This is a genomic window from Acidovorax benzenivorans, from assembly GCF_028680575.1.
Classification (GTDB): domain Bacteria; phylum Pseudomonadota; class Gammaproteobacteria; order Burkholderiales; family Burkholderiaceae_C; genus Acidovorax; species Acidovorax benzenivorans.
This window is the reverse complement of record NZ_JAPCKI010000006.1, coordinates 99,101-123,886: the sequence shown is the minus strand read 5'-3', so window position 1 is coordinate 123,886 and position 24,786 is coordinate 99,101. Positions and strand designations below refer to the sequence as shown.

Here is a 24,786-nt window from a genome sequence, read left to right as displayed (position 1 = left end):
TGTAGCATTTTGATTCAAGGAAGATAGCCATCGCTACTGAATTTCGTGATCGTCGCCACCGGGAAGAGCGCAAGCACCGCCTGAACCGTGAAATCATGGCCCCGGAAGTTCGCCTGTCCGGGCCTGATAACGAGCCTTTGGGTGTTGTCAGCCTCATGGAGGCCTTGCGCATGGCCGGTGAGTTGGACGTGGATCTGGTGGAAATCGCCGCCACGGCGAATCCCCCAGTGTGCCGCCTCATGGACTACGGCAAGTTCAAGTACCAAGAGCAAAAGCGTGCGGCAGAAGCCAAAGCCAAGCAGACGGTCATTGAGATCAAGGAAGTCAAGTTCCGCCCCGGGACGGACGATGGCGACTACAACATCAAGATGCGCAACATCCGCCGTTTTCTGGCGGATGGTGACAAGTGCAAGATCACGCTGCGGTTTCGCGGTCGCGAAATCACGCACCAGGAACTCGGCTTGGCTTTGCTGAACCGGATTCGCGACGAGTTGGCAGACAGCATCATCATCGAGCAGTTTCCCAAGCTGGAAGGCCGCCAGATGATCATGATGATTGCGCCGGGCAAGAAGAAGCCTGCGGGCAGACCTGCGGCTGAAGGCGCGGCGCCGGCAACCGGCGCAGCAGCTTAGGTTGCAGGGCAGTTTCAGCGTTTGAGCAATGCGTCTGCAAGGGCGCGGTGCTCGAAAAGGCGGTGCTTTCGAGCACTGCCGAGCGGAGGGTGTAAGCCCTTCGATAAAAGTGGCTCGGGGCCAACAAGTTTGCAGATCGGTCTGCAAACGCCTCGCGAGCACAATGAAAAAGGAGCATTCACATGCCCAAAATGAAGACCAAGAGCAGCGCGAAAAAACGTTTCCGCGTTCGTCCCGGTGGCACCGTCAAGCGCGGTCAAGCCTTCAAGCGTCACATCTTGACCAAGAAGACCACCAAGAACAAGCGCCATCTGCGTGGTGCGGTTGCTGTGCACGAGACCAATATGGGCTCGATTTCACAGATGCTGCCCGGCATGGGCGTTTAATTTACTGACGAACAAGGAGTACATACATGCCTCGCGTCAAACGTGGTGTAACGGCCCGTGCCCGTCACAAGAAAGTTCTCGCCCTTGCTAAGGGTTTCCGTGGTCGCCGCGGTAACGTCTTCCGTATCGCCAAACAGGCGGTAATGAAGGCTGGGCAATATGCCTACCGTGACCGCCGCACCAAGAAGCGCGTGTTCCGCCAGTTGTGGATCGCTCGTATCAACGCCGCTGCCCGTGAACTGGGCCTGACCTACAGCCAGTTCGCCAACGGCCTGAAGAAGGCATCCATCGAGATCGACCGCAAGATGCTGGCCGACCTCGCAGTGCACGACAAGGCTGCCTTTGGCAGCATCGTGGAGCAAGTCAAGGCCAAGCTGGCTGCTTGAGTTCACGATGAGCGGCTATCGTTCTGATAGCTGCTTGCGCAATAACAGCAAGGGCTAGGGCTTGAAAAGGCACTAGCCCTTGTTCATTTTCAAGAGTCGATATGAACGAGTTGGATTCCCTGGTCGAGAGCGCGACGCAACTGTTTGCCCAAAGCGCAACCCCCGCTGACCTCGAAAACGCCAAGGCGCAGTTTCTGGGCAAGTCGGGCCGCGTGACCGAGCTCATGAAGGGCATGGCGCAACTGTCCGTCGAGGAAAAGAAATCCCGCGGTGCCGCCATCAACGTTGCCAAGCAGGCCATCGAGGCTGCGCTGACCGCGCGTCGCCAGGCCCTGGCCGATGCCGAACTTCAGTTGCAGCTCAAGGCCGAAGCACTGGATGTGAGCCTGCCAGGCCGCCAGCGCGGGCAGGGTGGCCTGCACCCGGTATCGCTCACGCTCGAACGCATCCAGGGCATCTTCGGCTCCATGGGGTTTGACGTCGCCGAAGGCCCTGAGATCGAAACCGACTGGTTCAACTTCACCGCATTGAATACGCCGGAAGACCACCCCGCGCGCTCCATGCACGACACGTTTTATGTGGAAGGCGGCACTGCCACCGCCCCCAACCTGCTGCGCACACACACCAGCCCCATGCAGATCCGTCATGCGGTGCAGCATGTCAAGAAACACCGCGCCACGCTGGATGCCGGTCAGGCTATGCCCGAAATCCGCGTCATCGCGCCGGGCCGCACCTATCGCGTGGACAGCGACGCTACGCACTCGCCCATGTTTCACCAGTGCGAAGGCCTGTGGATTGGTGAAAACGTGAGCTTCAAGGACCTGAAGGTCATCTTCACGGATTTCTGCCGCACGTTTTTTGAAAGCGACGACCTCGTGTTGCGCTTCCGTCCCAGCTTCTTCCCGTTCACGGAGCCCAGCGCCGAGATCGACATCCAGTTCCAGGCGGGCCCGTTGGCTGGCCGTTGGCTCGAAGTGGCTGGCTCGGGCCAGGTGCACCCCAACGTGGTGCGCAACATGGGCCTCGACCCTGAGAAGTACATCGGCTTTGCATTCGGCATGGGGCCAGACCGCCTGACCATGCTGCGTTACGGCGTCAACGACTTGCGCCTGTTCTTTGACGGCGACATCCGCTTCCTGTCGCAGTTCCAGTAAAGCCCGCCGACTTCGCTCCGCGCGCGAGCCCGGTGGCCGCGCTGCGCACCTTCTGTACAAGAGTGTCCGACTATGCAATTTCCTGAATCCTGGTTGCGTGAGTTCTGCAACCCCCCTTTGACGACGGCCGAGCTGGCTGAAACGCTGACCATGGCGGGCCTTGAGGTGGAGGAACTGCGTCCCGTGGCCCCACCTTTCACCAAGATCGTGGTGGGTGAGATCAAGGAGGCGGTGCAGCACCCCGACGCCGACCGCCTGCGTGTGTGCCAGGTGGATGTGGGGCAGGGCGCCCTGCTGAACATCGTCTGTGGTGCACCCAATGCCCGCGTGGGCATCAAGGTGCCTTGCGCACTGGTGGGCGCCGAGCTGCCGCCTGGCGATGATGGCAAGCCTTTCCTCATCAAGGTAGGCAAGCTGCGTGGCGTGGAGAGCCAAGGCATGTTGTGTTCCGCCCGTGAGCTCAAGCTGTCGGAAGACCACGGCGGCCTGCTGGAGCTCGATGCCTCGGCCCCTGTGGGCCAGGACATCCGTGAGCACCTGAACCTCGACGACACGCTGTTCACGCTCAAGCTCACGCCCAATCTAGCGCATTGCCTGAGCGTCTATGGCATCGCGCGTGAAGTGTCCGCATTGACGAGTACGCCGCTGCAACGCCCTTCGTTCCCTGCTGTGGCCGCCAAGCTGACGGACAAACTGCCCGTGAAGGTGAGTGCACCTGACCTGTGTGGTCGCTTCTCTGGCCGTGTCGTGCGCAACGTGAACACGCGGGCTGCCACCCCGCAATGGATGCTGGACCGTCTGGCGCGCTGCGGTCAGCGTGGGGTGTCGCCGCTGGTGGACATCTCCAACTATGTGATGTTTGAGTTGGGACGCCCGTCGCACATTTTTGATCTGGACAAGATCCATGGTGGCCTGGATGTGCGCTGGGGCAAGCCGGGCGAGCAACTCAAGCTGCTCAATGGCAACACCATCACGGTGGACGACAAGGTGGGTGTGATCGCCGATGACAGCCAGGTCGAATCGCTGGCTGGCATCATGGGTGGTGACGCCACGGCGGTGTCTGACGACACCCGGCACATCTACATCGAGGCCGCGTTCTGGTGGCCCAAGGCGGTTGCAGGCCGCTCGCGCCGCTTCAACTTCTCGACCGATGCCGGTCACCGTTTCGAGCGCGGCGTAGACCCCAGCCTGACGGTGGAGCACATCGAGCGCATCACCCAACTCGTCATCGATATCTGCGGTACGCCCGACACAGCGTGTGGCCCCATGGATGACCAAGCGGTAAACCTGTTTGTGCCACAGCCCGTCACGTTGCGCGTGGCGCGTGCCGCCAAGGTCATCGGTATGCCGCTGACACAAGCCCAGTGCGCCGACGCGCTGACCCGCCTGGGCCTGCCCGTGGTGCAGGGCGAAGGTACGCTCACGGTCACTCCGCCGTCGTTTCGTTTTGACATCACCATCGAGGAAGACCTGATCGAAGAAGTCGCCCGCATGGTGGGCTATAACAACCTGCCGACCACGCCGCCTCTGGCGCCTATCACGCCCAAGCTGGCGCTTGAGTCCACACGCAGCCCGTTTGCGGTGCGCCGTTCGCTGGCAGCCCTGGGATACCAGGAAACGATCAACTTCAGCTTTGTGGAAGAGCGTTGGGAGCATGAGCTGGCCGCCAACTTGCAGCCCATCAAGCTGCTCAACCCGATTGCAAGCCAGATGAGCGTGATGCGCTCTACTTTATTGGGCTCGCTGCTACAAGTTTTGAAGTTCAACCTGGACCGTAAGGCCGAGCGGGTGCGCGTTTTCGAGCTGGGCCGTGTGTTCCTGCGCGACGGCAGCGTGCGCAATACCGACACCACGGTCGAAGGCTTTCACCAGCCTATGCGTGTGTCGGGCTTGGCCTATGGCCCGAACGACATGCTGCAATGGGGGCGCAAGGAACAGTCCATCGACTTCTTTGATGTGAAGGGCGATGTGGAAGCTCTGCTGGCACCGTTGTGCGCGACGTTCGAGCCTGGCACTCACCCCGCCATGCACCCCGGCCGTTGCGCACGCGTGCTGGTCGATGGGCGCGCCATTGGTTTTGTCGGCGAATTGCACCCGCAGTGGCGCCAGTCGTGGGATCTGCCGCTGGCACCGGTGATGTTCGAGCTGGAGCTTGATGCCGTGCTGCAGCGTGCAGTGCCACAGTTCAAGTCAGTGACCAAACACCAGGCTGTTGAGCGCGACCTGGCCGTGGTGGTGGCCGAGCGTGTGACGCACGCCGACATCATGGGCGCGGTGGAGCAGGCCGTTCCGGGTGGCATGCTGCGCTCTGCGGTGCTGTTTGACGTGTACCGGCCCAAAGTGCTGCGTGCGGGCGAAGAAGCGCCAGCAGGCGGCCTGGCTCCCGGCGAGAAGAGCTTGGCCGTACGCCTCACCCTGGGGCGCGATGAAGCCACGCTCACCGAGGCTGAAATCGACGCGGCCATGCAATCCGTGATAACGCAGTTGACGCAGCGCGCGGGCGCTCGTCTGCGGGTGTGATGATGTCCAAGGGGAGTGATGAGCCATGATCGAATTCGCAGTTGAAAGCCTGGAGACACCAGCGCTGACCAAGGCGCAGTTGGCGGATCTGTTGTTCGATCAAATCGGCCTGAACAAGCGTGAATCCAAGGACATGATCGACGCCTTTTTCGACCTGATTGCCCAAAGCCTGGTCGAAGGCAAGGACGTGAAGCTGTCGGGGTTTGGCAACTTTCAAATCCGCACCAAAGCACCTCGTCCCGGCCGCAATCCGCGCACGGGGGAGGCCATTCCCATCAAGGCGCGCCGCGTTGTCACTTTTCACGCCAGCAGCAAGCTCAAAGAGCAGATCCAGACGGCAGCTGTTGCGTGAATTTGTGCCGTTTTTGTTGCCAAGATGTTCATGGTGGCTGGCGGCGCAGGCTGGTCTGCAGTACGCTTGAAAGCTTTCCCGTTTGAACCCGCATCTCATGGGCACCACCCTCCCTTCCATTCCTGCCAAGCGATACTTCACGATTGGTGAGGTTGCGGAGCTGTGTGGCGTCAAGCCGCATGTGTTGCGTTACTGGGAGCAGGAGTTCACGCAGCTGCGACCCATGAAGCGGCGTGGCAACCGGCGTTATTACCAGCACCATGAGGTGCTGATGATTCGCCGCATCCGTGACTTGCTGTATGACCAGGGCTTCACCATCAGCGGGGCGCGCAATCGCCTGCAGGAGCTTTCGCATCCATCGCGAGAAGGCGCTACGGGCGCTGATGAATCGGCTACGGCGCAGGATGCCGAACTGCCCAGCATGCTGGTGGACAGTGCGCGCGATCTGTCTATCGTCGCAGCAGGCTACTCCCTGGACTCCAACGCAGTGCGCCAAGAATTATTTGAAATTCGTGCGCTACTTTCTCTGAACTGAGCTTTTTTCCCCATATAATCTAAGTCTTGTCGGCGTGTAGCGCAGCCTGGTAGCGCACTTGCATGGGGTGCAAGGGGTCGCGAGTTCGAATCCCGCCACGCCGACCATTGATAGCAAAAGCCCGGTTCCGAAAGGAGCCGGGCTTTTTTGCTTTTTCTCTCCACTGGCTTCATTGGCTCTGGCGTTGCTGGTCGATGGTAGTGTTTACGTTTCTGCAAAGTCGCGCTGTGCTTTTGCTCAGGAACCGAGAATGCGGCGGTAGCGGGCGCCTCTGTGCTGGCGGCTGCATCAGCGAGACAGTGATTGCAGGCTGCTGCGGTAGAGGCGCAACAACAAGCCCACGATGGGCATGGGGACCTTGATGATTGATGGCTTGGTGGCCGGACGGCTATATGGTGAGGCAGAGCGCCGCACGGACAAGGCGGGCAAGGCCTACACCCTGGCGAAGGTGCGAGCCAGCACGGCAGAGGGCGAAGTGCTTTTCGTCAATGTCATCGCCTTTGACGAGGGGCTCTGCATGTCTCTTCATCAACTGCGTGACGGTGATTCGGTGGCGCTGTCTGGCAGTCTGAATCCTCGTGTCTGGACGGACAAACAAGGCAATGCAAGGCCTGCGCTGGATATGGTGGCGCATCGCTTGATCGGCTTGCCGGTCTCTGGCGTAGACGGGTAGGCGCACCTCACGCCGTTCTTGTCGTCCTGTTGTATGCGGCGCGGGGATGCCTGCAAACGGGCCTGGCGCAAGGCTCAGCCGGTTGTTCGCGGGTTGCTTTTGGGCGCGGGTACAAAACCCAATGCCCTGAGTTCATCCTCGCTCATGTGCAGTTCCGTCAACTCGGGCTGGCGCGCCTCAATGGCTCGCCGCCGCTCAAAATTGGTGGGTGGGCCTTTTTCTTCCTGGCGGCGATCCTGGCTGGTGCGGCGGTCCATGCTGCCTCTGCGTTCGACACTCATGATGGTGCTGGTTGTGGAGGGTGTGGGACTTCGGTGTGCAGTCTGCCGCCAGTTGGCGGGGCATCCTGTGACAGCCGTCTGAAGCGCACAGTCTGCATCAGTTGCGGATGTTTGCAAACATCTAAGCTGCCATCCGCGCGGCGCGATGTGTGTGAGGCACCGTCGTTGACGGCGGGAGGTGTGCTGGGAGGGGTTGTGTGCCACTGGCGATGCTGTATCGCTGTTCCCGGCAGAGTGTTTGTCTGCGCGGTATGTCGGCAGTTTTGTGGCGTCGCGGCGGGCGGAGCTCTTGCGTCAGAAGGGGCCAAGAAAAAAGCCCTGACTCTTGCGAATCAGGGCTTTCATTTGGTGCCGGAGAGATGAATCGAACACCCGACCTTCTCATTACGAATGAGCTGCTCTACCGACTGAGCTACACCGGCTTAGCCTCGAATTATAGCGTGGAATGGTAGCTGGTCACGCGCTCGACCTCATTTTTTGAGCCGAGGATCACGCTGACGCGTTCGTGCAACTGGGTGGGCTGGATGTCGAGGATGCGTTGTTTGCCATTGGTGGCAGCGCCGCCAGCTTGTTCGACCAACCAGCTCATGGGATTGGCTTCATACATCAGACGCAGCTTGCCGGGCTTGTTGGGCTCGCGTTTGTCCCAGGGGTACATGAAGACGCCACCACGGGTCAGGATGCGGTGCACGTCGGCCACCATGCTGGCAATCCAGCGCATGTTGAAGTCCTTGCCGCGCGGGCCGTCCTTGCCCTGCAGGCATTCGTCGATGTAGCGCTTCACGGGCTCGTCCCAGTGGCGCATGTTGCTCATGTTGATGGCGAATTCCTTGGTGTCCTCGGGAATGCGCACGTTTTCTTCGGTCAGCACGAAGGAGCCCTGTTCGCGGTCGAGCGTAAACATGGCCACGCCGTCGCCCACGGTGAGCACCAGCGTGGTCTGCGGGCCGTAGATGCAGTAGCCCGCGGCCACCTGCTGGGTGCCGGGTTGCAGGAAGTCGCCTTCCTCCACGCCACGGTCACCATCGGGCTTTTTCAGCACGCTGAAGATGGTGCCGATGCTCACGTTCACATCGATGTTGCTGGAGCCGTCCAGGGGATCGAACAGCAACAGGTATTCGCCTTGCGGGTAGCGGTTGGGCACCAGGTAGATGCCGTCCATTTCCTCGGACGCCATGGCCGCCAGGTGGCCGCCCCATTCGTTGGCTTCGATCAGCACCTCGTTGGCGATGATGTCGAGCTTTTTCTGGATCTCGCCCTGCACGTTTTCGCTGCTGGCCGTGCCCAGCACGCCGCCCAGCGCGCCTTTGTTCACGGCGTGGCTGATGCTCTTACAGGCGCGTGCCACCACTTCCAGGAGCAGGCGCAGTTGCGAGGGGATGAGTCCGTCCACCCGTTGCTGTTCAACAAGGTAGCGGGTCAGGCTGATGCTTTTTGCCATGTCGGTCTCTTCTCGGTCGTGGTTTATTCGGCGAGTGCGCGGGTCACCACCTCGCGCACGTCGTTGGACAGATCCGGCTTGGCGGCTACGCGGGCAATGGCTTCGCGGGCGGCGCTGCGCCAGGGGGCCGCCAGCTTCTTCCAGCGGTCGAGCGCGCGCGCCAAGCGGGCGGCGACCTGGGGGTTGATGGCGTCCAGTTCGATCACGCGGTCGCTCCAGAACACGTAGCCAGCGGCATCCGACCGGTGGAACGCGCCGGGGTTGGCGCTGCAGTAGCTGAAGATCACGCTGCGTGCGCGGTTGGGGTTCTTCAGACTGAAGTCTGGGTGCGCCATGAGCTGGCGCACTGCGGGCAGCACGTTGCCGCCGCGGTCGGGTGCACCGGCTTGCAATGCAAACCACTTGTCGATGACCAGGGGCTCGTCCTTGAACAGCGCATGAAAGCGTGCCAACGCGGGGGGCGCCAGTTCGCTGCCGCTGGCCACCAGGGCCGTGAGGGCGTTGAAGCGGTCGGTCATGTTGGTGGCCACCTTGAAGCGCTGGTAGGCCTTGCCGGGCCAGACCACATCGCCCGTCTTCTGCGCAGCGATACACAGCATGTGCAGCGCCAGGCCGCTGAGCGCACGGCGACCCGACGACACGGGGTCGGGGCTGTAGCCACCGGTGTCCTGGTTTTGCTCCCAGGCCGCTTCCCAGTCGGCCTGCAGCGACAGAGCCAACTGCTCGCGCATGGCTTCGCGCACAGCGTGAATGCGCTGTGGGTCCACCACGTCAAGCTGCTCTGCGATGTAGGTTTCGGACGGCAGCGTGAGCACCAGTTCCTTGAAGGCCGCGTCGAGCGCTGGGTTGCGCAGCACGCTGCGCATGGCATCCACAAATTCCGCAGCAAGAATTTGATGATCAAATTGGCCGCTAGCGCCTATTCCCATTGCGCCATCAGCTATTGCATTGATAGCGGTGCGAAGCGCAAGGCGTTGCCCCGCTTCCCACCGGTTGAAGGCGTCGGCGTCGTGCGCCAGCAGTGTGAGCAACTGCGCATCGGTGTAGTCGATGTCCAGCACCGCGGGGGCGCTGAAACCGCGCAGCAGCGACGGTACGGGCTCGGCATCCAGGTTGGTGAAGGTCAGGGTCTGCGATGCCTCTGTAAGCACGATCACCCGCGAAGTGGTGGCATTGGCGCTCTCGGAGCCCTCACCAGCCAGCTGCAAGGGCAGGGCGGCACCGGTGGTGGCATCGATCAGGCCGAGTTCCACCGGGATGACGAAAGGCTGCTTCTCGCTCTGGCCGGGTGTGGGTGCGCAGCTTTGCGACAGCGTGAGCGCGTAGCAGCGCGTGGCGGCGTCGTAGCGGCCTGTGGCGCGCACGCGGGGCGTGCCTGCCTGGCTGTACCAACGCTTGAACTGCGCAAGGTGCTGCGTGAGCGGGCTGGCCGGGTTGGCATCGGCGATGGCCTGCACAAAATCGTCGCAAGTCACGGCCTGGCCGTCGTGGCGCTCGAAGTACAGCTTCATGCCCTTGGCGAAGCCTTCGCGGCCCACCAGGTTGTGCTGCATGCGCACGACCTCGGCACCCTTTTCGTAGATGGTGACGGTGTAGAAGTTGTTGATCTCGACGTAGCTGTCGGGCCGCACCGGGTGGGCCATGGGGCCTGCGTCTTCGGGGAACTGCGCAGTGCGCAGCACGCGCACGTCTTCGATGCGCTTGACGGCGCGGGCCGAGGGGCTGCCCGCGAGGTCCATGCTGAATTCCTGGTCACGGAAGACTGTGAGGCCTTCTTTCAGGGAGAGCTGGAACCAGTCGCGGCAGGTCACGCGGTTGCCCGTCCAGTTGTGGAAATATTCGTGGCCCACCACGCTTTCGATGTTGGCGAAGTCGGTGTCGGTGGCCGTGGCCTCGCTGGCCAGAACGTACTTCGTGTTGAAGATGTTCAGGCCCTTGTTCTCCATGGCGCCCATGTTGAAGTCGCTGGTGGCAACGATCATGAAGCGTTCCAGGTCCAGCGGCAGGCCGAAGCGGGCTTCGTCCCAGGCCACGCTGTACATCAGCGAGTTCATGGCGTGTTCGGTCTTGCCCAGATCGCCTGGGCGCACATACACCTGCAGCAGGTGGTCAGTGCCCGAGCGGCTCTTGATCTTCTGCTCGCGGGCTACCAGCTTGCCCGCCACCAGGGCGAACAGGTAGCAGGGCTTCTTGTGTGGGTCCACCCACTTGGCAAAGTGGCGGCCGTCTTCCAGCACGCCACTGTCCACCAGGTTGCCGTTGGAGAGCAGCACCGGGTACTGGGCCTTGTCGGCGCGCAGTGTGACGGTGTAGCTGGCCATCACATCCGGGCGGTCCAGGAAGTAGGTGATGCGGCGAAAGCCCTCGGCCTCGCACTGCGTGAAGAAGGTGCCCTGGCTCACATACAGGCCCATGAGCTGTGTGTTCTTGGCGGGGCAGCAGGTGGTGAAAATCTCCAGCGCGAAAGGTTCAGAACCTTCGGGCAGGTTCTCCAGCACCAGGCGGGAGCCTTCCATCTTGAACGAGGTGCCCTGGCCGTTGACCAGCACGCGCGCCAGGTTCAGGTCGTCGCCGTCGAGCTTGAGCGGCTGCGCAGCCACGTCGGGGTTGCGGCGCAGCACCATGCGGTTGAGCACGCGCGTTTTGTTGGGGTCCAGGTCGAAGGTCAGCTCGACGCTGTCGATCCAGTAGGCGGGGGCGGTGTAGTCCTCGCGGCGGATGGCGATGGCCGGGGCTGCGCCGTCTTCGCTTCCGTCTGCTTTATGCAGTTGCAACATGGATACTCTCCAGAAAGTCGGTGTTCATGAGTTCGGTGTAGTCGCGCACGGCGGCCAGCACATGGGGCCCGGCCAATTGCTCGGGCGTGTGGGTGCTGCAGATGGCCACGGCGCGCATGCCGGCGCGGCGTGCAGCCTCGATGCCAAAAGGCGCGTCTTCAAAAACGATGCAGTGCTCGGGGGCTGCTGCGATGCGGCGTGCCGCCTCCAGAAAGATGGCGGGCTGGGGCTTGCCGGGCAGGCCCTCGTCGCCGCGCACGATCGCTTGCGGCGCAGGTTCCAGCTTTAGGTGGCCCAAGGCGAATTCCACGTTGCCGATGTCGCCCGCTGTACCCACCGCCACTTTGAGGCCGCGCGTGCGCACCTGGGCTGCGAACTGACGAAAACCCGCCACTTCAGAGAAGCGCGGGGCGAACAGCTCGCGGTAGATGGTTTCTTTTTCGTGCGTGAGCGCGTCGGCCTCGTCTTGCGACACGGGGCGCCCCAGCAGCTCCACGATGCACTCGGTGCCGTTGCGGCCCGTGGTGCGTGCCATGAGGTCGGGCACGTCGATGTCCATGCCCCGGCGGCGAGCGAACTCGACCCACGCCTGGGCGTGCCAGGGCATGGAGTCGATCATGGTGCCGTCCATGTCGAAGATGATGGCGTCGGTGCGCATCCGCATCGCTTAGACGCCTTGCTTCAAAGAGGCTTCGATGAAGGCGTCCAGGTCGCCGTCCAGCACCTTCTGCGTGGCCGAGATTTCGACGTTGGTGCGCAGGTCCTTGATGCGGCTGTTGTCCAGCACATACGAGCGGATCTGGTGGCCCCAGCCCACGTCGGTCTTGGTGTCTTCCAGCTTCTGCTGCTCTTCCATGCGCTTGCGCATCTCGAAGTCGTACAGGCGGCTGCGCAGGCGTTGCCATGCCACGTCGCGGTTGCTGTGCTGGCTGCGGCCGTCCTGGCACTGCACCACGATGCCCGTGGGGATGTGCGTCAGGCGCACGGCCGAGTCGGTCTTGTTGATGTGCTGGCCGCCCGCGCCGGAGGCTCGGAAGGTGTCGGTGCGCACGTCGGCGGGGTTGATGTTGATCTCGATGGAGTCGTCGATCTCGGGGTACACGAACAGCGACGCGAACGAGGTGTGGCGGCCGCCCGAGCTGTCGAACGGGCTCTTGCGCACCAGGCGGTGCACACCGGTTTCGGTGCGCAGCAGGCCGAAGGCGTATTCACCTTCGATCTTGATCGTGGCGCTCTTGATGCCGGCCACGTCGCCCGGAGTTTCTTCTTCGACCGTGGCCTTGAAGCCCTTGCGTTCGGCGTACTTGAGGTACTGGCGCAGCAGCATGCTGGCCCAGTCGCAGGCTTCCGTGCCGCCAGCGCCTGCCTGGATGTCCACAAAGCAGTTGAGCGGATCCGCCTCGTTGCGAAACATGCGGCGGAACTCCAGCTCTTCCACCGCTGCGCGCATCGTGGCGGCCTCCGACTCGATGGTCAAAAGGCCGGCTTCATCGCCTTCCTCCTTGCTCATCTCATACAGCTCGGCGTTGTCGGCCAGATCGCGGGTGAGCTTGTCCAGTGTGACGACTACGCTGGAGAGCGACTTTTGTTCCTTGCCCAGCTCCTGGGCCTTCTTGGGGTCGTTCCAGACCGCAGGGTCTTCCAGCGATGCGTTTACCGTGCGCAGGCGTTCAAATTTGGCATCGAAGTCAAAGATACCTCCGTAACTCTTGCGTGCGCAGAGCCAGGTCGCTGAGGGTGGTGCCAATGAGGTTGATGCGTTCTGCGTCCATGATTCTTGTCCTGGGTGTTATGTGGAATAACCCGCGATTTTCTCATGGGAAGGGCCACGGCCCCCTCAATGTCCCCTGGCTGGGTAGCTGGCGTCCCAGAGCGCTTGCCAAACGGGAAAACTTCAAGGATGAATTTTCAAAAATGATAGCGGCTAGCGCTTTGTGTATAAGCGCTAGCGGCCAATTTGATTCAAACTCTGGCTACGCTTCGTTCAGGAACTGCTCCATGAGCTGCGCTACCTGCTCGGGCTGGTCGTGGTGCAGCATGTGGCCCGCGTCTTCCACAACGGCCGTGCGACAGGTGCGCACATGGGTCAGGCGCTGGTGGTACTCGTCCAGGGTGTACCGGCCGTTCCACCACTGGCCCAGGCTGTCGCCACTGGCTTCGATGGCCAGCACGGGGGCAGCAATGCGCTCGTAGATGGCCAGGGCCTCGTCCACGCGGTACAGCTGCGCACTGGTGATCTTGTGCGCCGGGTCGCCCAGGATTTCCCATTGCCCCTGCGCGTTGGGCCGCGCCCAGTGCTGGGCCAGCCATTGCGCCTTGTCTTCCGACAGTCGCGGGTTGGTCTTCATGAGGCGGCGGGCCACGCCGTCGGCGCTGTCGTAGGTCTTCAGGTCCTTGGTGCCCTGGTGCAGTTGCTTGATTTCGTCGATCCATTGCGCATAGCGCGTGGGCGCCTGCGCGGGCCGTGTGGTGGGCAGGCCAAAGCCTTCCAGGTTGACGAGCTTGCGCACGCGTTCGGGCCGCACACCGGCGTACATCATGGCCACGTTGCCGCCCATGCTGTGGCCAACGAGATCGATGGCCTCGCCGGGCGCGTAGTGGTCCAGCAGCAGGTCCAGGTCGGCCAGGTAGTCGGCAAAAAAGTAATGGTCAGCCTGCGCGCTGGACGTGAGCCCGAAGCCGCGCCAGTCGGGCGCGATGATGCAGCGCTCTTGCTGCAGCGCATCCACCGTGAACTGGTAGGAGGCGCTCACGTCCATCCAGCCGTGCACCAGCACCAGCGTGGGCAGATCACTCTGCCCGGGGCCCCAGTGGCGGACGTGGTAGTTCAGGTGGCGCAGCGCCAGCGTGCTGCTGCGGGAGGATTTGAGGGCTTGGTACATGGAGGGGCAGGGCGGTCAGTGTGGGGCGGGGCTGCGCAGGTGGCTGCAAAGCGCGCATCCGGTGTGGCAGCAATGTTACGTCGGGTGCCCGCCAGCCGTGGGGCGGAGCCTGTCGCCTAGGTGGCTCAAGGCAATGAGGGCTGCGCAGGCAGCGAAAGCCTTGGAGCGCGATGGGATGTGGCCCGCCCGTGCAAAGGGCCTGCAACGGGCAAAAGACGGATCAAACCCATTGGGTATGGAAATTGCTGTTTTGATGCATATCAAAGCGGTACGTCGTCGAATGTGCTGCGCCCATTCCCACGAAGAGGTCTTTTCTAATGGCGTCCCCGTCTGCCTTGTCTCTGGACCTGTCCGCCCTGCAGCGGCGGCCAGTGTTCACCTCGAACGCGAGGGTGGATTCGCATGACCTGGTGGCTCGCGAGTTTTCGGACCATGGCCTGAAATGGTGCAGTGGTGCGGTGGACACTGCGCTGTCCAAGGTGCGCATCCGCCAGTTGCAGATGTTCATGCTGCAATACGGTGCAGAGGTGGAAATCCGCCCGCGCCCTTTCGATGACTTTGTCCTGGTGCATCTGTCGTTGTCGGGCGCGGCCGAGATGGTGTCGGATGGTGTACCGATCCGCCTGCCTGCGGGGGCCGCCGCGCTCATCGCGCCGCGTCGCGACCTGCGCATGCGCTGGCAGCAGGGGGCACGCCAGCTCATCCTCAAGGTGCCGTGCCAGTTGTTGCGGGCTTGGGCGCCCGAATCTCTGCAGAACGACACCCGTTTTGTGCACCCCATCGTTGCGCTGTCATCGGTGCAGGGGCAGCAGTGGCATTTTCTGATGCAGTCGCTGCTGCACGTGAGCCAGCAGACGGTGGAGAGCGCCGCCCATGCGCGCTGGGTGGATCACATGGAGAGCAATGTGGCGCTGTTCCTTGCATCCTGTGCGCAGGGCATGCCGGTGCTCACACAGCCCTCGGTGCCGCAGATCGAACTGCCTTCCAGTGCCGCTGCCGCAGGCGACCTGCGCCGCCTGGAACGGTTGGATGACTACATGCGCAGCCGCCTCAGCGCCCCCGTGGCGCTGGAAGACCTGGCGCGTGCCGCTGGCGTGAGCGTGCGCGGGTTGAACATGCTATGCCAGCGCCACCATGGCGAGTCCCCCATGGCGCTGCTGCGCAACTGCCGTCTGGACGCCGTGCGTGCGCGGTTGCTGGAGCAGCCGGGCCACTGCGTGACAGATGCCGCGCTGGAGTTTGGCTTTGGCCACTTGGGCCGCTTTTCGAGCTACTACCGCGAGCGCTTCGGCGAGCTGCCGAGCCAGACGGCTGGCGCGTAGCTTCCCCGGCTACCCCGTCTGCTGCATGTCCCCTGCATGGAGTGGGCGCTGCCGCGTGCTCCAGCGCCGCGCAACTCCCATCAGATTTGCAAGAACTGGACAGGCGTTGCGCACACCGTGCCGATACTGGATAGCGCGAGTGCGCTGCGATTTTTAGCATGGAGGTATCCCCATCCAAGAGGTGTTGCCCATGTCTGAAATCCCCGTTGTTGAAGTCGCACCACCCGCCTCGCTGAAGGCCCAGCGCCAGGTGTTTTTCCCGCAGCCTGATGGCTCCAACGTACCGTACCGCGTGTTCAGCGCGCAAGAGGTCTACGACCGCGAGCAGGAGCGCATCTTCCGTGGCCCCGTGTGGAGCTTTCTGGGCCTGGAGGCTGAGATCCCCAACGTGGGTGACTTCAAATCCACGTTCATTGGCGACACGCCCGTGGTGGTCACCCGCACCCCGGAAGGCCTTTCGTGCTGGGTCAACCGCTGCGCCCACCGTGGCGCCATGGTGTGCCGCGAAAAGCGCGGCAACGCCGCCAGCCACACCTGCGTGTACCACCAGTGGAGCTTTGCGGCCAACGGCGACCTGCAGGGCGTGCCGTTTCGCCGGGGGCAAAAGGGCATGGTCGGCATGCCCAAGGACTTCAAGCCCGAGGAACACAACCTGCACAAGCTGCGTGTGGACAGCTACAAGGGCCTGCTGTTTGCCACCTTCAGCGACCAAACCCCGCCGCTGCCCGACTACCTGGGCGAGCAGATGCGCCCATGGATCGACCGCATCTTCCACAAGCCCATCGTCTACCTGGGCTGCACGCGGCAGTACTCCAAGTCGAACTGGAAGCTGTACTTCGAGAACGTGAAGGACCCCTACCACGCGAGTCTGCTGCACCTGTTCCACACCACCTTCAACATCTTCCGCGTGGGCATGAAGGCGCGCTCGATCCCCGATGCGAACCATGGCCTGCACAGCATCATCACCGTGACCAAGCCCGAGGTGGAGACGGATACCGCTGCGGCCTACAGCGCGCAGAACATCCGCTCGATGGACGAAGGCTTCTCGCTCGAAGACCCGACGCTGCTGGGGCAGATCAAGGAGTTCGATGAGATGACCACCAACCACATCCAGCCCATCTTTCCGCAGCTGGTGGTGCAACAGATCCACAACACGCTGGTGGCGCGCCAGCTGCTGCCCAAAGGGCCCAGCAACTTCGAGCTGGTGTTCCACTTTTTTGGCTACGAGGACGACACGCCCGAGATGCGCGAGTTGCGCTTGCTGCAGGCCAACCTGGTGGGGCCTGCGGGCTATATCTCGATGGAAGACACCGAGGCCACCGAGCTGGTGCAGCGGGGCACGGTGCGCGATGGCGACAAGCATTCCTACATCGCCATGGCGCGCGAGGCGCCAGACCAGCAAGACACCGTCATCACCGAAAACCTGATCCGCCGCTTCTGGGTGGGCTACCAGAAGCTGATGGGCTATTGAGGAACCACCGAGATGACAACACAACAACAACGACTGCAACTGTGGACCGAGCTGCTGGAGCTGCAGCACCGCTATGTGAGCGCGCTGGACAGCAACCGGCTGGAAGACTGGCCTGGCTTTTTTGTGGAGGACTGCCGCTACGAAATCATCCCCAAAGAGAACTTCGATGCGGGCTTTCCTGCTCCCATCGTGTACTGCCGCAATGCCGGCATGTTGCGCGACCGTGTGCTCTCCCTGCGCCACGCCAACATCTTTGAGGACCATGCCTATCGCCACGCCACGTCGGGCCTGGTCATCACCAGTGTGGAGGACGGCGTGGTGCGCACGCAGTCGAGCTACATCGTGGTGATCACCGGCCAGGCCGGTGATTCCAGCGTGTACCAGGCGGGCACCTACCTCGACGAGGTGGTGCAACACGAAGGCGAGTGGCGTTACCGCAGCAAGCGGGTGGTGTACGACACCTTGCGCGTGCCCACCTTGTTGGCCACCCCTATCTGAGATCCGCCATGCAAACAACCACAGACATTGATACCACCGAGCACGCCAGCGCCGCCTGGCATGACGTGGGCGAGCCCGATGACTTCCCGGACGGCGCCGTCTGGCCCGTGGTGGCGGGCGGCCTGCCCGTGGCGGTGTTCCGCGAAGGAGAGGGTCTGTACGCCCTGTACGACCTGTGCACCCACGGTGCTGCCAAGTTGTCCGACGGTTACGTGGAAGACGGCTGTGTGGAATGCCCCTTGCATCAGGGCACCTTTGACATCCGCACGGGTGCCCCTTGCAAGGCCCCGGTCACCGAAGCGGTGCGCACCTTCCCGGTGCGCGTGGTGGCGGGGCGGGTTGAGGTGGGCGTGTAGCGCCTTTGGTGGTGCCAACGACCGCACGGCGGGTGTTGGCAAACCGGGTGGTTCACACCGATTTTCTTTTGAACGTTGTTAGACAAGGACTGAAGATGGCTCTCACATTTCGCTCATCCTCTCGCGTGCACGTTGTGGCGCGCCTGACGGCCCTGGTAGCCCTGGCGGCCTGCACCTGCGTATCTGCGATTGCGCAGTCCGGCCCCATCAAGGTCGGCATGGCGCTCGATATCTCGGGCCCGTTTGCAGGCCCCGGTGCCGAGGCGCGTGACGGCTTTGCCCTGGCGATCAAGCAGCTCGGGGGCAAGCTGGGCGGCCAACCGGTCGAGTTTGTGCAAACCGACATGGCCGGCAGCCCCGACCAGGCCAAGCAGCTGGTGGACCGCTTTGTGCAGCGCGAGAAGATCGACCTGTTCACTGGTCCCATCGCCTCCAATGTGGCGCTGGCCGTGGCGCCGTCGTTGTTCGCGGCCAAGGTGCCGTACCTGTCGAACAACGCCGGTCCCAGCCAGCTCGCAGGCGCCCAATGCAATGCCTACTTTTTTGGCACGGCTTACCAGAATGACCAATTCCATGAGGCCGCCGGTCAGTTTGCCGCCGATCAGAAGTTTGGCCGCATGGTGGTGATGGCGCCCAACTACCCGGCGGGCAAGGACGGCATCACCGGCTTCAAGCGCAAGTACAAAGGCCAGGTGGCCGACGAGATCTACACCAAGGTTGGGCAGATCGATTACGCCACCGAGCTGGCCCAGCTGCGCGCGGCCAAGCCTGATGCGGTGTATTTCTTCCTGCCCGGTGCTATGGGCATCAACTTCATCAAGCAGTTTGTGGGTGCAGGCCTGTCCAAGGACATCACGCTGGTCACCAGCGGTTTTTCGGCCGACGAGGACATCATCGGTGCGGTGGGCGATCCCATGCTGGGCCTGTTCAACACCACGCACTGGGCGCACGACATGGACAACGCGCCGAACAAGGCCTTTGTGGCAGCCTTCCGCAAGGAATACGGCGGCCGCTATCCGTCCATCTATGCAGCACAGGCCTACGACGTGATCGCAGCCATGGACGCCGCAGTGAAGGCCGTGGGCGGCAAGGTGAGCGACAAGGAGGCTCTTATCAAGGCCCTTGCCAAGGCGCAGTTCCCTTCGGTGCGCGGCACGTTCCGATACGCCAACAACCACTACCCGGTGCAGAACTTCTACCTGCGCACCATCGGCAAGAACGCTGAAGGCCGCGTGACCAACAAGACCATCAAGACGGTGCTGGAAAACTATGGCGATGCCTATGCCAGCCAGTGCCCGTTGAAGTGATCGTGGCAGCCCACTTGAACAGGCCCTAGCGCACCATGAATCCGATACTTGTCTTCGAGCAGTTGCTCAACGGCGCGGGCTATGGGCTCATGCTGTTCCTCATCGCTGCGGGCCTCACGCTGGTCTTCGGCATCATGGACGTGATGAACCTGTCGCATGGCTCGCTGTTCATGGTGGGGGCCTATGTGGCGGCCACAGTGCATGTGCAAAGCGGTTCGCTGGCGGGCGCCGTGCTGGTGGCCATAGCGGCCACCATGCTGGTGGCGGTGCTGCTGGAGGTGACGCTGATGCGCCGCCTGTATGGGCGTGACCACCTGGCCCAGGTGCTGGCCACGTTCGGCGTGATTCTGGTGGCCGACGATGCCGTGAAGATGGTGTGGGGCCCGTCCCCCGTCATGGCACCCACGCCCGCAGCCCTGGCGGGGCCGGTGGAGCTGTTTGCCGGGCTGCCTTACCCCTCTTACCGCCTGGTGGTGCTGGGCGCAGGGGTGTTGGTGGCAGGGCTCTTGTACCTGCTGGTCAACCACAGCCGCGTGGGCATGCTGGTGCGGGCTGGGGCGTCTGACCGATGGATGGCCGAGCTGATGGGCGTGCGCGTCAAGCGTGTGTTCAGTGGCATCTTTCTGCTGGGTGCTGCGCTGGCCGCATTGGCTGGTGCGCTGATGGGGCCCATCATGGCCGTGCAGGTGGGCATGGGTGAGTCCATTTTGATTCCCGCGCTGGTGGTCATTGTCATTGGCGGCATTGGCTCGGTGCGGGGCGCCTTTGTGGCCGCGCTGCTGGTGGGCCTGGTGGACACCATTGGCCGCGCCTTCCTGCCGCTGCTACTGCGCGCTACCTTGCCGCCCGCCGTGGCTGCTGACCTGGGGCCGCTGTGTGCCGAGGTGGCCATGTACGCGCTGATGGCTGCAGTGCTGTCTTTTCGCCCTGCGGGGCTGTTTTCTGCCAAGGGCTGAGATGAAACACCCCCTGAGTCGCTTCGCGCCTTCCCCCTCTCTCGTCTCGCTGCGCGAGTCGGGAGGGGGACGCCCCCAGCGCCGCGGGGCGGCCCTTGCGCGGGGGCACTGGCTTGGGCTGCGCCAGTTTCACGCGTCGTGGGTGGCGCATGGCACCGTGGAAAACTGATATGTCCTCCTCCCTGACTTCTTCTTCCGCCATATTGCCGCCCGTGGTCACACAGCGCTGGCGCGGCATCCTGCTGCCGCTGGCCCTGCTGGTGGCGTTAGCGCTGTTCCCGCTGGTGGCATCGGCCCTGGGCCTGGATTTCTACATCGGCTTCGTGCGCCGGGTGCTGGTGGTGGCGCTGGCCGCCGCCAGCCTGAACTTCATCATGGGCTTTGGTGGCATGGTGGCGCTGGGGCATGCCGGGTTCGTGGGTGTGGGGGCCTATGCGGTGGTCATGCTCTCGGACGCGGGCGTGACATCGGCCTGGGCTGTGTGGGCTGCTGCCATGGCATTGGCGGCATTGGCGGCGTTGCTGATTGGCGCTGTATCGCTGCGCACCAAGGGCGTGTACCTCATCATGATCACGCTGGCTTTTGCGCAGATGCTGTACTTCGTTTTTGTGTCGCTGCGCAGTTATGGCGGCGACGACGGCTACACCCTGCCCATGCGGCCGCTGCTGGGCCTGGGGCTCAACGGGGCTGATGAGTCCACGCTGTATTGGGTGGTACTGGCACTCGTGGCTTTGGTGCTGTGGTGGCTTGACCGGGCTACGGCCTCGCGTTTTGGCGCAGCGCTTGCAGGCATTCGCGACAACGAGACCCGCATGCGGGCGCTGGGCTACCCGGTGTACCTGCTGCAGCTCACCGCGTTTGTGCTGGCGGGTGCCGTGGCCGGCCTGGCTGGTGCGCTGCTGGCCACAGGCAACAGCTTCGTGAGCCCGTCGATGATGCACTGGACACAATCGGCCACGCTCATTGTGATGGTGGTGATCGGTGGCCTGGGCCGGCGCTGGGGCGGGCCGGTGGGGGCTGGGGTGTGGCTCACGCTCGAAGAGGTACTCAAGCTCAACACCGACTACTGGCACATGCCGTTGGGGGTGCTCCTGATCGCTACCGCGCTGTATGCGCCCAAGGGCCTGGCCGCGCTGGCAGACCTGCGTGCAAGGAGTGCCCGATGAGCCTGTTTCAAGTCGAAGGACTGGTCAAACGCTTTGGCGGCCTCGTCGCGACGGACCATGTGAGCCTGTCGGTGGAGCGGGGAGAGATCCACGCGCTGATTGGCCCCAACGGCGCGGGCAAGACCACGCTCGTCAACCAGATTTCGGGCCTGCTGCAGCCCGACGCGGGGCGTGTGCTGCTCGACGGCGTGGACATCACGCCGCTGCCCATGCACCGCCGTGTGGCCCACGGGCTGACGCGTTGCTTCCAGGTGACACGCATCTTTCCTGCGCAGACCGTGCGTGACAACCTGCTGCTGGCCGTGCAAGCGCACAGTGGCTCCAGCTTCCGTTTTCTGCAGCCACGCTCACAAGCCAGTGATCTGTACGTCAAGGCAGAGCAACTGGCAGAGCGCGTAGGGCTGCAGCACAGCCTTGCTGAGACGGCGGGTGCCTTGCCGCATGGCGCGCAGCGCATGCTGGATGTGGCGCTGGCGCTGGCGGCTGCCCCCAAGCTGCTGCTGTTGGATGAACCCATGGCGGGCATGGGGCCAGGTGAGTCGCAACAGATGGTGCATCTCATCGAGGCCCTGCGCAAGGACATGGCGGTGCTGCTCATCGAGCATGACATGGAGGCCGTGTTTCGCTTGGCCGACCGCATCTCGGTGCTGGTGTATGGCCGCGTGCTCACCGCTGGTACACCCGACGAGATCCGCAACCACCCTGAGGTGCAGGCCGTATACCTGGGCACCGAAACCCTGGAGACCACCGCATGAGCGCGCCAGAGCCCTTGTTGAGTTGCCTGGCCCTGGAGGCTGGCTATGGCGTGAGCCAGGTGTTGTTTGGCATTGACCTTCAGATCGCGGCAGGCGAAGTGGTTTCGCTGCTCGGCCGCAACGGCATGGGAAAAAGCACCACCATCAAGGCCCTGGTCGGTGCGCTGCGCCCTACAGCCGGTGGCATCCGTTTTGCAGGGGAGGCGACCAGCAGGCTCAAGACCGATGCCATCGCCCGTCTGGGCCTGGCCATCGTGCCCGAGGGGCGCCACGTGTTTCCCAACCTCACTGTGCGCGAGCATCTGGTGGCCTTTGCCGACCGCCGCAATGGCCTGCGCGATGCGTGGGACCTGGAGCGCATCTACGGTGTGTTTCCGCGCCTGAAGGAGCGGCAGAACAATCTGGGCAACCAGCTATCGGGGGGCGAGCAGCAGATGCTGGCCATTGGCCGAGCGCTGTCCACCAACCCGCGCCTGCTCATCCTGGATGAAGCCACCGAGGGGCTGGCGCCCGTGATCCGCGAAGAGATCTGGCGCTGCCTGGCCACGCTCAAAGAGGCAGGGCAAACCATTTTGGTGGTGGACAAATACGTGCACCGGCTGGTGGACCTGGCAGACCGCCATGTGATCCTGGAGCGCGGGCGGGTGGTGTGGCAGGGCGACTCTGCTGCGCTCAATGCAGACCGCAGCCTGTGGGCGCTTTACCTCACGGTGTAAGGGTTGAAGGGCTGACCATGCTGGACTGTGATGTGGACTTGGATCTACAGAAATCGCCATCTGCGCAGGCATGCGCTGAACTCCGTGCGCAGGAGCACAGCGTCACGCTGCTGCCGGCCGGCAAGATGTTTGTGGCGCTGGCTGGCGAGAGCCTGCTGGACGCCGCTGCGCGCGCAGGCATCCGCTTGCCGCACCAATGCAAAACAGGCAGCTGCGGTGCCTGCAGGGCGCGGGTGCTGCAGGGGCAGGTCCAGGGCATTGCGGGGGCCTTACCCACCGCTTTGACAGCTGGAGATATCGCCCAAGGCCAACGCCTGCTGTGCTGCTCGGCCGCAGCGGGTGACCTGCAGCTGGAGTGTGCCGAGATTCCCCACATTCCGGGTATCGAGGTGCGCAAGCTACCGGTGCGGGTGGTGGCCATGGAGCGTCTTGCACCCGATGTGATGCGCGTGCAGTTGCAACCGCCCGCAGGCCAGCGCCTGCACTACGCGGCGGGCCAGTATGTGGATGTGCTGCTGCCTGGCAACCGGCGTCGCAGCTATTCGCTGGCCACCCCGGCGCGTGAAGGCGTTGACCTGCTGGAGCTGCACATCCGCCACCTGTCGGGAGGCTTTTTCACGGACCAGGTGTTCGGCAAACTCAAGGTGCGCGATGTGCTGCGCATCGAGGGGCCGTTTGGTACCTTCGGCATGCACACTGCCACCGATGCTTCCGCCATCTTGTTGGCCAGCGGAACTGGCTTTGCGCCCGTCAAGGCTCTGGTGGAGCAACTCCTTGCCACCACCAGCAGGCGCCGCATCACCCTGTACTGGGGCGGCCGCGCGCGGCAGGACCTGTATCTGCATGACCTTTGCAAGGAATGGGAGCAGGCCTTGAAGGGACGCCTGACCTATGTGCCGGTGCTGTCAGACTCCCCCGAAGCCGATGGTTGGGCGGGGCGTATGGGCTGGGTACATCAGGCCGTGTTGCAGGACCATCCGGATTTGTCGCAGCATGAGGTGTATGCCTGCGGTGCGCCCGCCATGGTGAATGCCGCGCGGCGCGACTTTACGGCCTTGGCTGGTATGCAGTCCACCCTGTTCTTTGCAGATGCCTTCGTGGCACAGCCGGGGTGAGCGGGGATCAGTGCGGTGGGCCCAGACGCTGGCGTGTCTCTGAGGGCGTCTCGCCGAAGCGTCGGCGGTAGCCCTCGGCAAAGTGGCCGAGGTGAAAAAATCCATAGCGTGCGGCGATGTCTGACACCTGCGGTGCACGTTCTGCAAACTTGCTTTGCAACGCCGTGCGGGCGGCATCAAGCCGCAAATCCCGAAGGAAGGCCATGGGGCTTTTACCCGTGCATTGTGCAAAGGTCTGTTGAAGAGAGCGGGCGCTGACGCCCACATGCGCGCACACATCGGCCAGGGTGATGGGTTGTTCCAACTGGCTGTGCATGTACTCCTGCGCACGCTTGACCACGCGCGGCAGCACCGTGGGCGCTGCGCCAGAACTGAATGCACCCGAGGCCAGTGCCGTTGAGTAGTTATGCCCCGTGGAGAGCAGCAAGCTGGTGAGCAGGTGGTTCTCGGCCTGTTCGGCCAGCACCGGGTGTCCCAGCAGAATGGCATTGGTTTCTACCGCAGAGCGCAGGTAGGCAATGAAACTCGTCATGCCCGCGAGCGCCGGGTTGCTCAAGTCCACGCCCAGATCAAACACCAGTGGCTGGTGCAAGGGCGCCTGCAGCAGGGCAGACAAGCGTGATTGCATGGCCGCGCGGTCTATCTTGACGATGAATTGTGGGCTGTCGTCATGCCAGTGCATAGACAGCGCCTCGGTGGGGGATGGCAGCGAGGCCATGAGCGCATGCGATTCCACGGCCTGGCTGCCGCACCGCACCATGGCACCGCCGCGCAGCGGAATCTGCAGCAGATAGAAGCCTGCCAAATGGCCGGGCTCAATGCGCACTGCCGGCCCGTATTGCACGTAGTTCAAGCTCGCGTCGTGGTGCAGCGGCACGCTGTGGTGGCAGGCGTCAAGCTGCGCGCCTGGGCGCAGTGTGGCCAGGTCATGTGGGCAGAACACGCGGCCCACGAACTCGCGCGCCTCGTCCAGGTCGTGGCTGTCGAACAGGCGATAGCGCTCCAGCGGTAGCGGGGGCGCGGTGCTGTTCTGCTGGGCGGTATGCATGCGGTTTGGCCGGTCGGGTGTTGGTTCTTGGGCAAGCACGAAACACGCCACGGCTGG

The 24,786-nt window shown here is 63.2% G+C and carries 25 protein-coding genes and 2 tRNA genes; 19 read left to right on the top strand and 8 right to left on the bottom strand.

The genetic code is table 11. From position 1 onward, the window contains the following. Positions 1-23: 23 nt before the first annotated feature. The 9 genes from infC to OIN59_RS12530 all read left to right on the top strand — a co-directional run bounded on the left by infC (position 24) and on the right by OIN59_RS12530 (position 6,638). Complete coding sequence (gene infC / locus OIN59_RS12570; protein WP_274111174.1) at positions 24-632, top strand: translation initiation factor IF-3; 609 nt, start codon at positions 24-26, stop codon at positions 630-632. Positions 633-814: 182 nt separating this feature from the next. Further along, on the top strand, positions 815-1,018 hold the full coding sequence (gene rpmI / locus OIN59_RS12565) for a 50S ribosomal protein L35 (RefSeq protein ID WP_008904041.1): 204 nt from the start codon (positions 815-817) through the stop codon (positions 1,016-1,018). A 26-nt stretch (positions 1,019-1,044) separates the two neighbouring features. Next, complete coding sequence (gene rplT / locus OIN59_RS12560; protein WP_005795139.1) at positions 1,045-1,404, top strand: 50S ribosomal protein L20; 360 nt, start codon at positions 1,045-1,047, stop codon at positions 1,402-1,404. A 101-nt stretch (positions 1,405-1,505) separates the two neighbouring features. Next, positions 1,506-2,558 carry a phenylalanine--tRNA ligase subunit alpha gene (gene pheS / locus OIN59_RS12555; protein WP_274110757.1) on the top strand — a complete coding sequence of 351 codons (1,053 nt, stop codon included), beginning with the start codon at positions 1,506-1,508 and terminating at the stop codon, positions 2,556-2,558. A 72-nt stretch (positions 2,559-2,630) separates the two neighbouring features. After that, positions 2,631-5,078, top strand: a complete 2,448-nt coding sequence (gene pheT, locus OIN59_RS12550; RefSeq protein ID WP_274110756.1) for a phenylalanine--tRNA ligase subunit beta — start codon at positions 2,631-2,633, stop codon at positions 5,076-5,078. Between the two features lie 25 nt (positions 5,079-5,103). After that, positions 5,104-5,430, top strand: a complete 327-nt coding sequence (locus OIN59_RS12545) for an integration host factor subunit alpha (protein ID WP_056063789.1) — start codon at positions 5,104-5,106, stop codon at positions 5,428-5,430. A 97-nt stretch (positions 5,431-5,527) separates the two neighbouring features. Continuing rightward, entirely contained in the window at positions 5,528-5,965 is a 438-nt protein-coding gene (locus tag OIN59_RS12540) for a MerR family transcriptional regulator (RefSeq protein WP_274110755.1), read from the top strand. Between the two features lie 30 nt (positions 5,966-5,995). Beyond that, a tRNA-Pro gene (locus OIN59_RS12535) sits at positions 5,996-6,072 on the top strand. A gap of 254 nt (positions 6,073-6,326) precedes the next feature. Continuing rightward, a complete protein-coding gene (locus OIN59_RS12530) occupies positions 6,327-6,638 on the top strand; it encodes a single-stranded DNA-binding protein (RefSeq protein WP_274111172.1) in 312 nt (103 codons plus the stop codon). A 74-nt stretch (positions 6,639-6,712) separates the two neighbouring features. Here the strand turns inward: OIN59_RS12530 and OIN59_RS12525 are convergent, their stop codons facing one another. The 7 genes from OIN59_RS12525 to OIN59_RS12495 form a co-directional block, all read right to left on the bottom strand. Next, the gene (locus tag OIN59_RS12525; RefSeq protein WP_274110754.1) at positions 6,713-6,919 is read right to left on the bottom strand and encodes a hypothetical protein; all 207 of its coding nucleotides are present in this window, start codon (positions 6,917-6,919) and stop codon (positions 6,713-6,715) included. 346 nt (positions 6,920-7,265) lie between these two features. Then, positions 7,266-7,341 (bottom strand) — tRNA-Thr (locus OIN59_RS12520). Between the two features lie 11 nt (positions 7,342-7,352). Further along, a complete protein-coding gene (locus tag OIN59_RS12515) occupies positions 7,353-8,360 on the bottom strand; it encodes a class 1 fructose-bisphosphatase (RefSeq protein ID WP_274110753.1) in 1,008 nt (335 codons plus the stop codon). Positions 8,361-8,383: 23 nt separating this feature from the next. Then, positions 8,384-11,137 carry an aminopeptidase N gene (gene pepN, locus OIN59_RS12510; protein WP_274110752.1) on the bottom strand — a complete coding sequence of 918 codons (2,754 nt, stop codon included), beginning with the start codon at positions 11,135-11,137 and terminating at the stop codon, positions 8,384-8,386. Continuing rightward, the gene (locus OIN59_RS12505; RefSeq protein WP_274111169.1) at positions 11,121-11,795 is read right to left on the bottom strand and encodes an HAD family hydrolase; all 675 of its coding nucleotides are present in this window, start codon (positions 11,793-11,795) and stop codon (positions 11,121-11,123) included. Before OIN59_RS12505 ends, pepN begins: the two co-directional genes overlap by 17 nt. Before the next feature lie 9 nt (positions 11,796-11,804). Then, a protein-coding gene (gene prfB / locus OIN59_RS12500) for a peptide chain release factor 2 (protein ID WP_274110751.1) occupies positions 11,805-12,909 on the bottom strand; the annotation gives its coding sequence in 2 pieces (ribosomal slippage) (positions 11,805-12,827 and positions 12,829-12,909; 1,104 coding nt in all). Between the two features lie 201 nt (positions 12,910-13,110). Then, complete coding sequence (locus OIN59_RS12495; protein WP_274110750.1) at positions 13,111-14,019, bottom strand: alpha/beta fold hydrolase; 909 nt, start codon at positions 14,017-14,019, stop codon at positions 13,111-13,113. A 317-nt stretch (positions 14,020-14,336) separates the two neighbouring features. Between OIN59_RS12495 and OIN59_RS12490 the strand changes: the two genes are divergently transcribed. From OIN59_RS12490 to OIN59_RS12445, 10 genes are all read left to right on the top strand, one after another. Next, entirely contained in the window at positions 14,337-15,341 is a 1,005-nt protein-coding gene (locus OIN59_RS12490; RefSeq protein WP_274110749.1) for an AraC family transcriptional regulator, read from the top strand. 190 nt (positions 15,342-15,531) lie between these two features. Then, positions 15,532-16,812, top strand: a complete 1,281-nt coding sequence (gene andAc / locus OIN59_RS12485; RefSeq protein ID WP_274110748.1) for an anthranilate 1,2-dioxygenase large subunit AndAc — start codon at positions 15,532-15,534, stop codon at positions 16,810-16,812. Positions 16,813-16,824: 12 nt separating this feature from the next. Then, positions 16,825-17,310, top strand: coding sequence for an anthranilate 1,2-dioxygenase small subunit AndAd (gene andAd / locus OIN59_RS12480; RefSeq protein WP_274110747.1), 486 nt, complete (start codon positions 16,825-16,827; stop codon positions 17,308-17,310). A gap of 8 nt (positions 17,311-17,318) precedes the next feature. Then, complete coding sequence (gene andAb, locus OIN59_RS12475; RefSeq protein ID WP_274110746.1) at positions 17,319-17,666, top strand: anthranilate 1,2-dioxygenase ferredoxin subunit AndAb; 348 nt, start codon at positions 17,319-17,321, stop codon at positions 17,664-17,666. Positions 17,667-17,761: 95 nt separating this feature from the next. Continuing rightward, on the top strand, positions 17,762-18,973 hold the full coding sequence (locus OIN59_RS12470) for an ABC transporter substrate-binding protein (protein WP_274110745.1): 1,212 nt from the start codon (positions 17,762-17,764) through the stop codon (positions 18,971-18,973). A 35-nt stretch (positions 18,974-19,008) separates the two neighbouring features. After that, positions 19,009-19,929 (top strand): branched-chain amino acid ABC transporter permease, encoded by a 921-nt coding sequence (locus tag OIN59_RS12465; RefSeq protein ID WP_100412478.1) that lies wholly within the window; start codon positions 19,009-19,011, stop codon positions 19,927-19,929. A gap of 170 nt (positions 19,930-20,099) precedes the next feature. Continuing rightward, positions 20,100-21,095, top strand: coding sequence for a branched-chain amino acid ABC transporter permease (locus OIN59_RS12460; RefSeq protein ID WP_274110744.1), 996 nt, complete (start codon positions 20,100-20,102; stop codon positions 21,093-21,095). Next, positions 21,092-21,850 carry an ABC transporter ATP-binding protein gene (locus OIN59_RS12455; protein ID WP_274110743.1) on the top strand — a complete coding sequence of 253 codons (759 nt, stop codon included), beginning with the start codon at positions 21,092-21,094 and terminating at the stop codon, positions 21,848-21,850. The genes OIN59_RS12460 and OIN59_RS12455 overlap by 4 nt, the downstream gene beginning before the upstream one ends. Further along, a complete protein-coding gene (locus OIN59_RS12450; protein ID WP_274110742.1) occupies positions 21,847-22,566 on the top strand; it encodes an ABC transporter ATP-binding protein in 720 nt (239 codons plus the stop codon). Before OIN59_RS12455 ends, OIN59_RS12450 begins: the two co-directional genes overlap by 4 nt. Before the next feature lie 125 nt (positions 22,567-22,691). After that, positions 22,692-23,681, top strand: coding sequence for an FAD-binding oxidoreductase (locus tag OIN59_RS12445; RefSeq protein ID WP_274111167.1), 990 nt, complete (start codon positions 22,692-22,694; stop codon positions 23,679-23,681). 7 nt (positions 23,682-23,688) lie between these two features. Here OIN59_RS12445 and OIN59_RS12440 read toward each other — a convergent pair whose 3' ends face one another. Then, complete coding sequence (locus OIN59_RS12440; RefSeq protein ID WP_274110741.1) at positions 23,689-24,729, bottom strand: AraC family transcriptional regulator; 1,041 nt, start codon at positions 24,727-24,729, stop codon at positions 23,689-23,691. Positions 24,730-24,786 lie beyond the last annotated feature (57 nt).

Coding starts and splice junctions, on each gene's coding strand:
- OIN59_RS12470 (WP_274110745.1), top strand. CDS start 17,762: ATGGCTCTCACATTTCGCTCATCCTCTCGCGTGCACGTTGTGGCGCGC.
- OIN59_RS12495 (WP_274110750.1), bottom strand. CDS start 14,019: ATGTACCAAGCCCTCAAATCCTCCCGCAGCAGCACGCTGGCGCTGCGC.
- OIN59_RS12505 (WP_274111169.1), bottom strand. CDS start 11,795: ATGCGCACCGACGCCATCATCTTCGACATGGACGGCACCATGATCGAC.
- andAb (WP_274110746.1), top strand. CDS start 17,319: ATGCAAACAACCACAGACATTGATACCACCGAGCACGCCAGCGCCGCC.
- andAd (WP_274110747.1), top strand. CDS start 16,825: ATGACAACACAACAACAACGACTGCAACTGTGGACCGAGCTGCTGGAG.
- pheS (WP_274110757.1), top strand. CDS start 1,506: ATGAACGAGTTGGATTCCCTGGTCGAGAGCGCGACGCAACTGTTTGCC.
- OIN59_RS12460 (WP_274110744.1), top strand. CDS start 20,100: ATGTCCTCCTCCCTGACTTCTTCTTCCGCCATATTGCCGCCCGTGGTC.
- OIN59_RS12490 (WP_274110749.1), top strand. CDS start 14,337: ATGGCGTCCCCGTCTGCCTTGTCTCTGGACCTGTCCGCCCTGCAGCGG.
- OIN59_RS12455 (WP_274110743.1), top strand. CDS start 21,092: ATGAGCCTGTTTCAAGTCGAAGGACTGGTCAAACGCTTTGGCGGCCTC.
- OIN59_RS12450 (WP_274110742.1), top strand. CDS start 21,847: ATGAGCGCGCCAGAGCCCTTGTTGAGTTGCCTGGCCCTGGAGGCTGGC.
- OIN59_RS12530 (WP_274111172.1), top strand. CDS start 6,327: ATGATTGATGGCTTGGTGGCCGGACGGCTATATGGTGAGGCAGAGCGC.
- rplT (WP_005795139.1), top strand. CDS start 1,045: ATGCCTCGCGTCAAACGTGGTGTAACGGCCCGTGCCCGTCACAAGAAA.
- OIN59_RS12465 (WP_100412478.1), top strand. CDS start 19,009: ATGAATCCGATACTTGTCTTCGAGCAGTTGCTCAACGGCGCGGGCTAT.
- pheT (WP_274110756.1), top strand. CDS start 2,631: ATGCAATTTCCTGAATCCTGGTTGCGTGAGTTCTGCAACCCCCCTTTG.
- OIN59_RS12445 (WP_274111167.1), top strand. CDS start 22,692: ATGTTTGTGGCGCTGGCTGGCGAGAGCCTGCTGGACGCCGCTGCGCGC.
- rpmI (WP_008904041.1), top strand. CDS start 815: ATGCCCAAAATGAAGACCAAGAGCAGCGCGAAAAAACGTTTCCGCGTT.
- pepN (WP_274110752.1), bottom strand. CDS start 11,137: ATGTTGCAACTGCATAAAGCAGACGGAAGCGAAGACGGCGCAGCCCCG.
- OIN59_RS12545 (WP_056063789.1), top strand. CDS start 5,104: ATGATCGAATTCGCAGTTGAAAGCCTGGAGACACCAGCGCTGACCAAG.
- OIN59_RS12525 (WP_274110754.1), bottom strand. CDS start 6,919: ATGAGTGTCGAACGCAGAGGCAGCATGGACCGCCGCACCAGCCAGGAT.
- OIN59_RS12515 (WP_274110753.1), bottom strand. CDS start 8,360: ATGGCAAAAAGCATCAGCCTGACCCGCTACCTTGTTGAACAGCAACGG.
- OIN59_RS12440 (WP_274110741.1), bottom strand. CDS start 24,729: ATGCATACCGCCCAGCAGAACAGCACCGCGCCCCCGCTACCGCTGGAG.
- andAc (WP_274110748.1), top strand. CDS start 15,532: ATGTCTGAAATCCCCGTTGTTGAAGTCGCACCACCCGCCTCGCTGAAG.
- OIN59_RS12540 (WP_274110755.1), top strand. CDS start 5,528: ATGGGCACCACCCTCCCTTCCATTCCTGCCAAGCGATACTTCACGATT.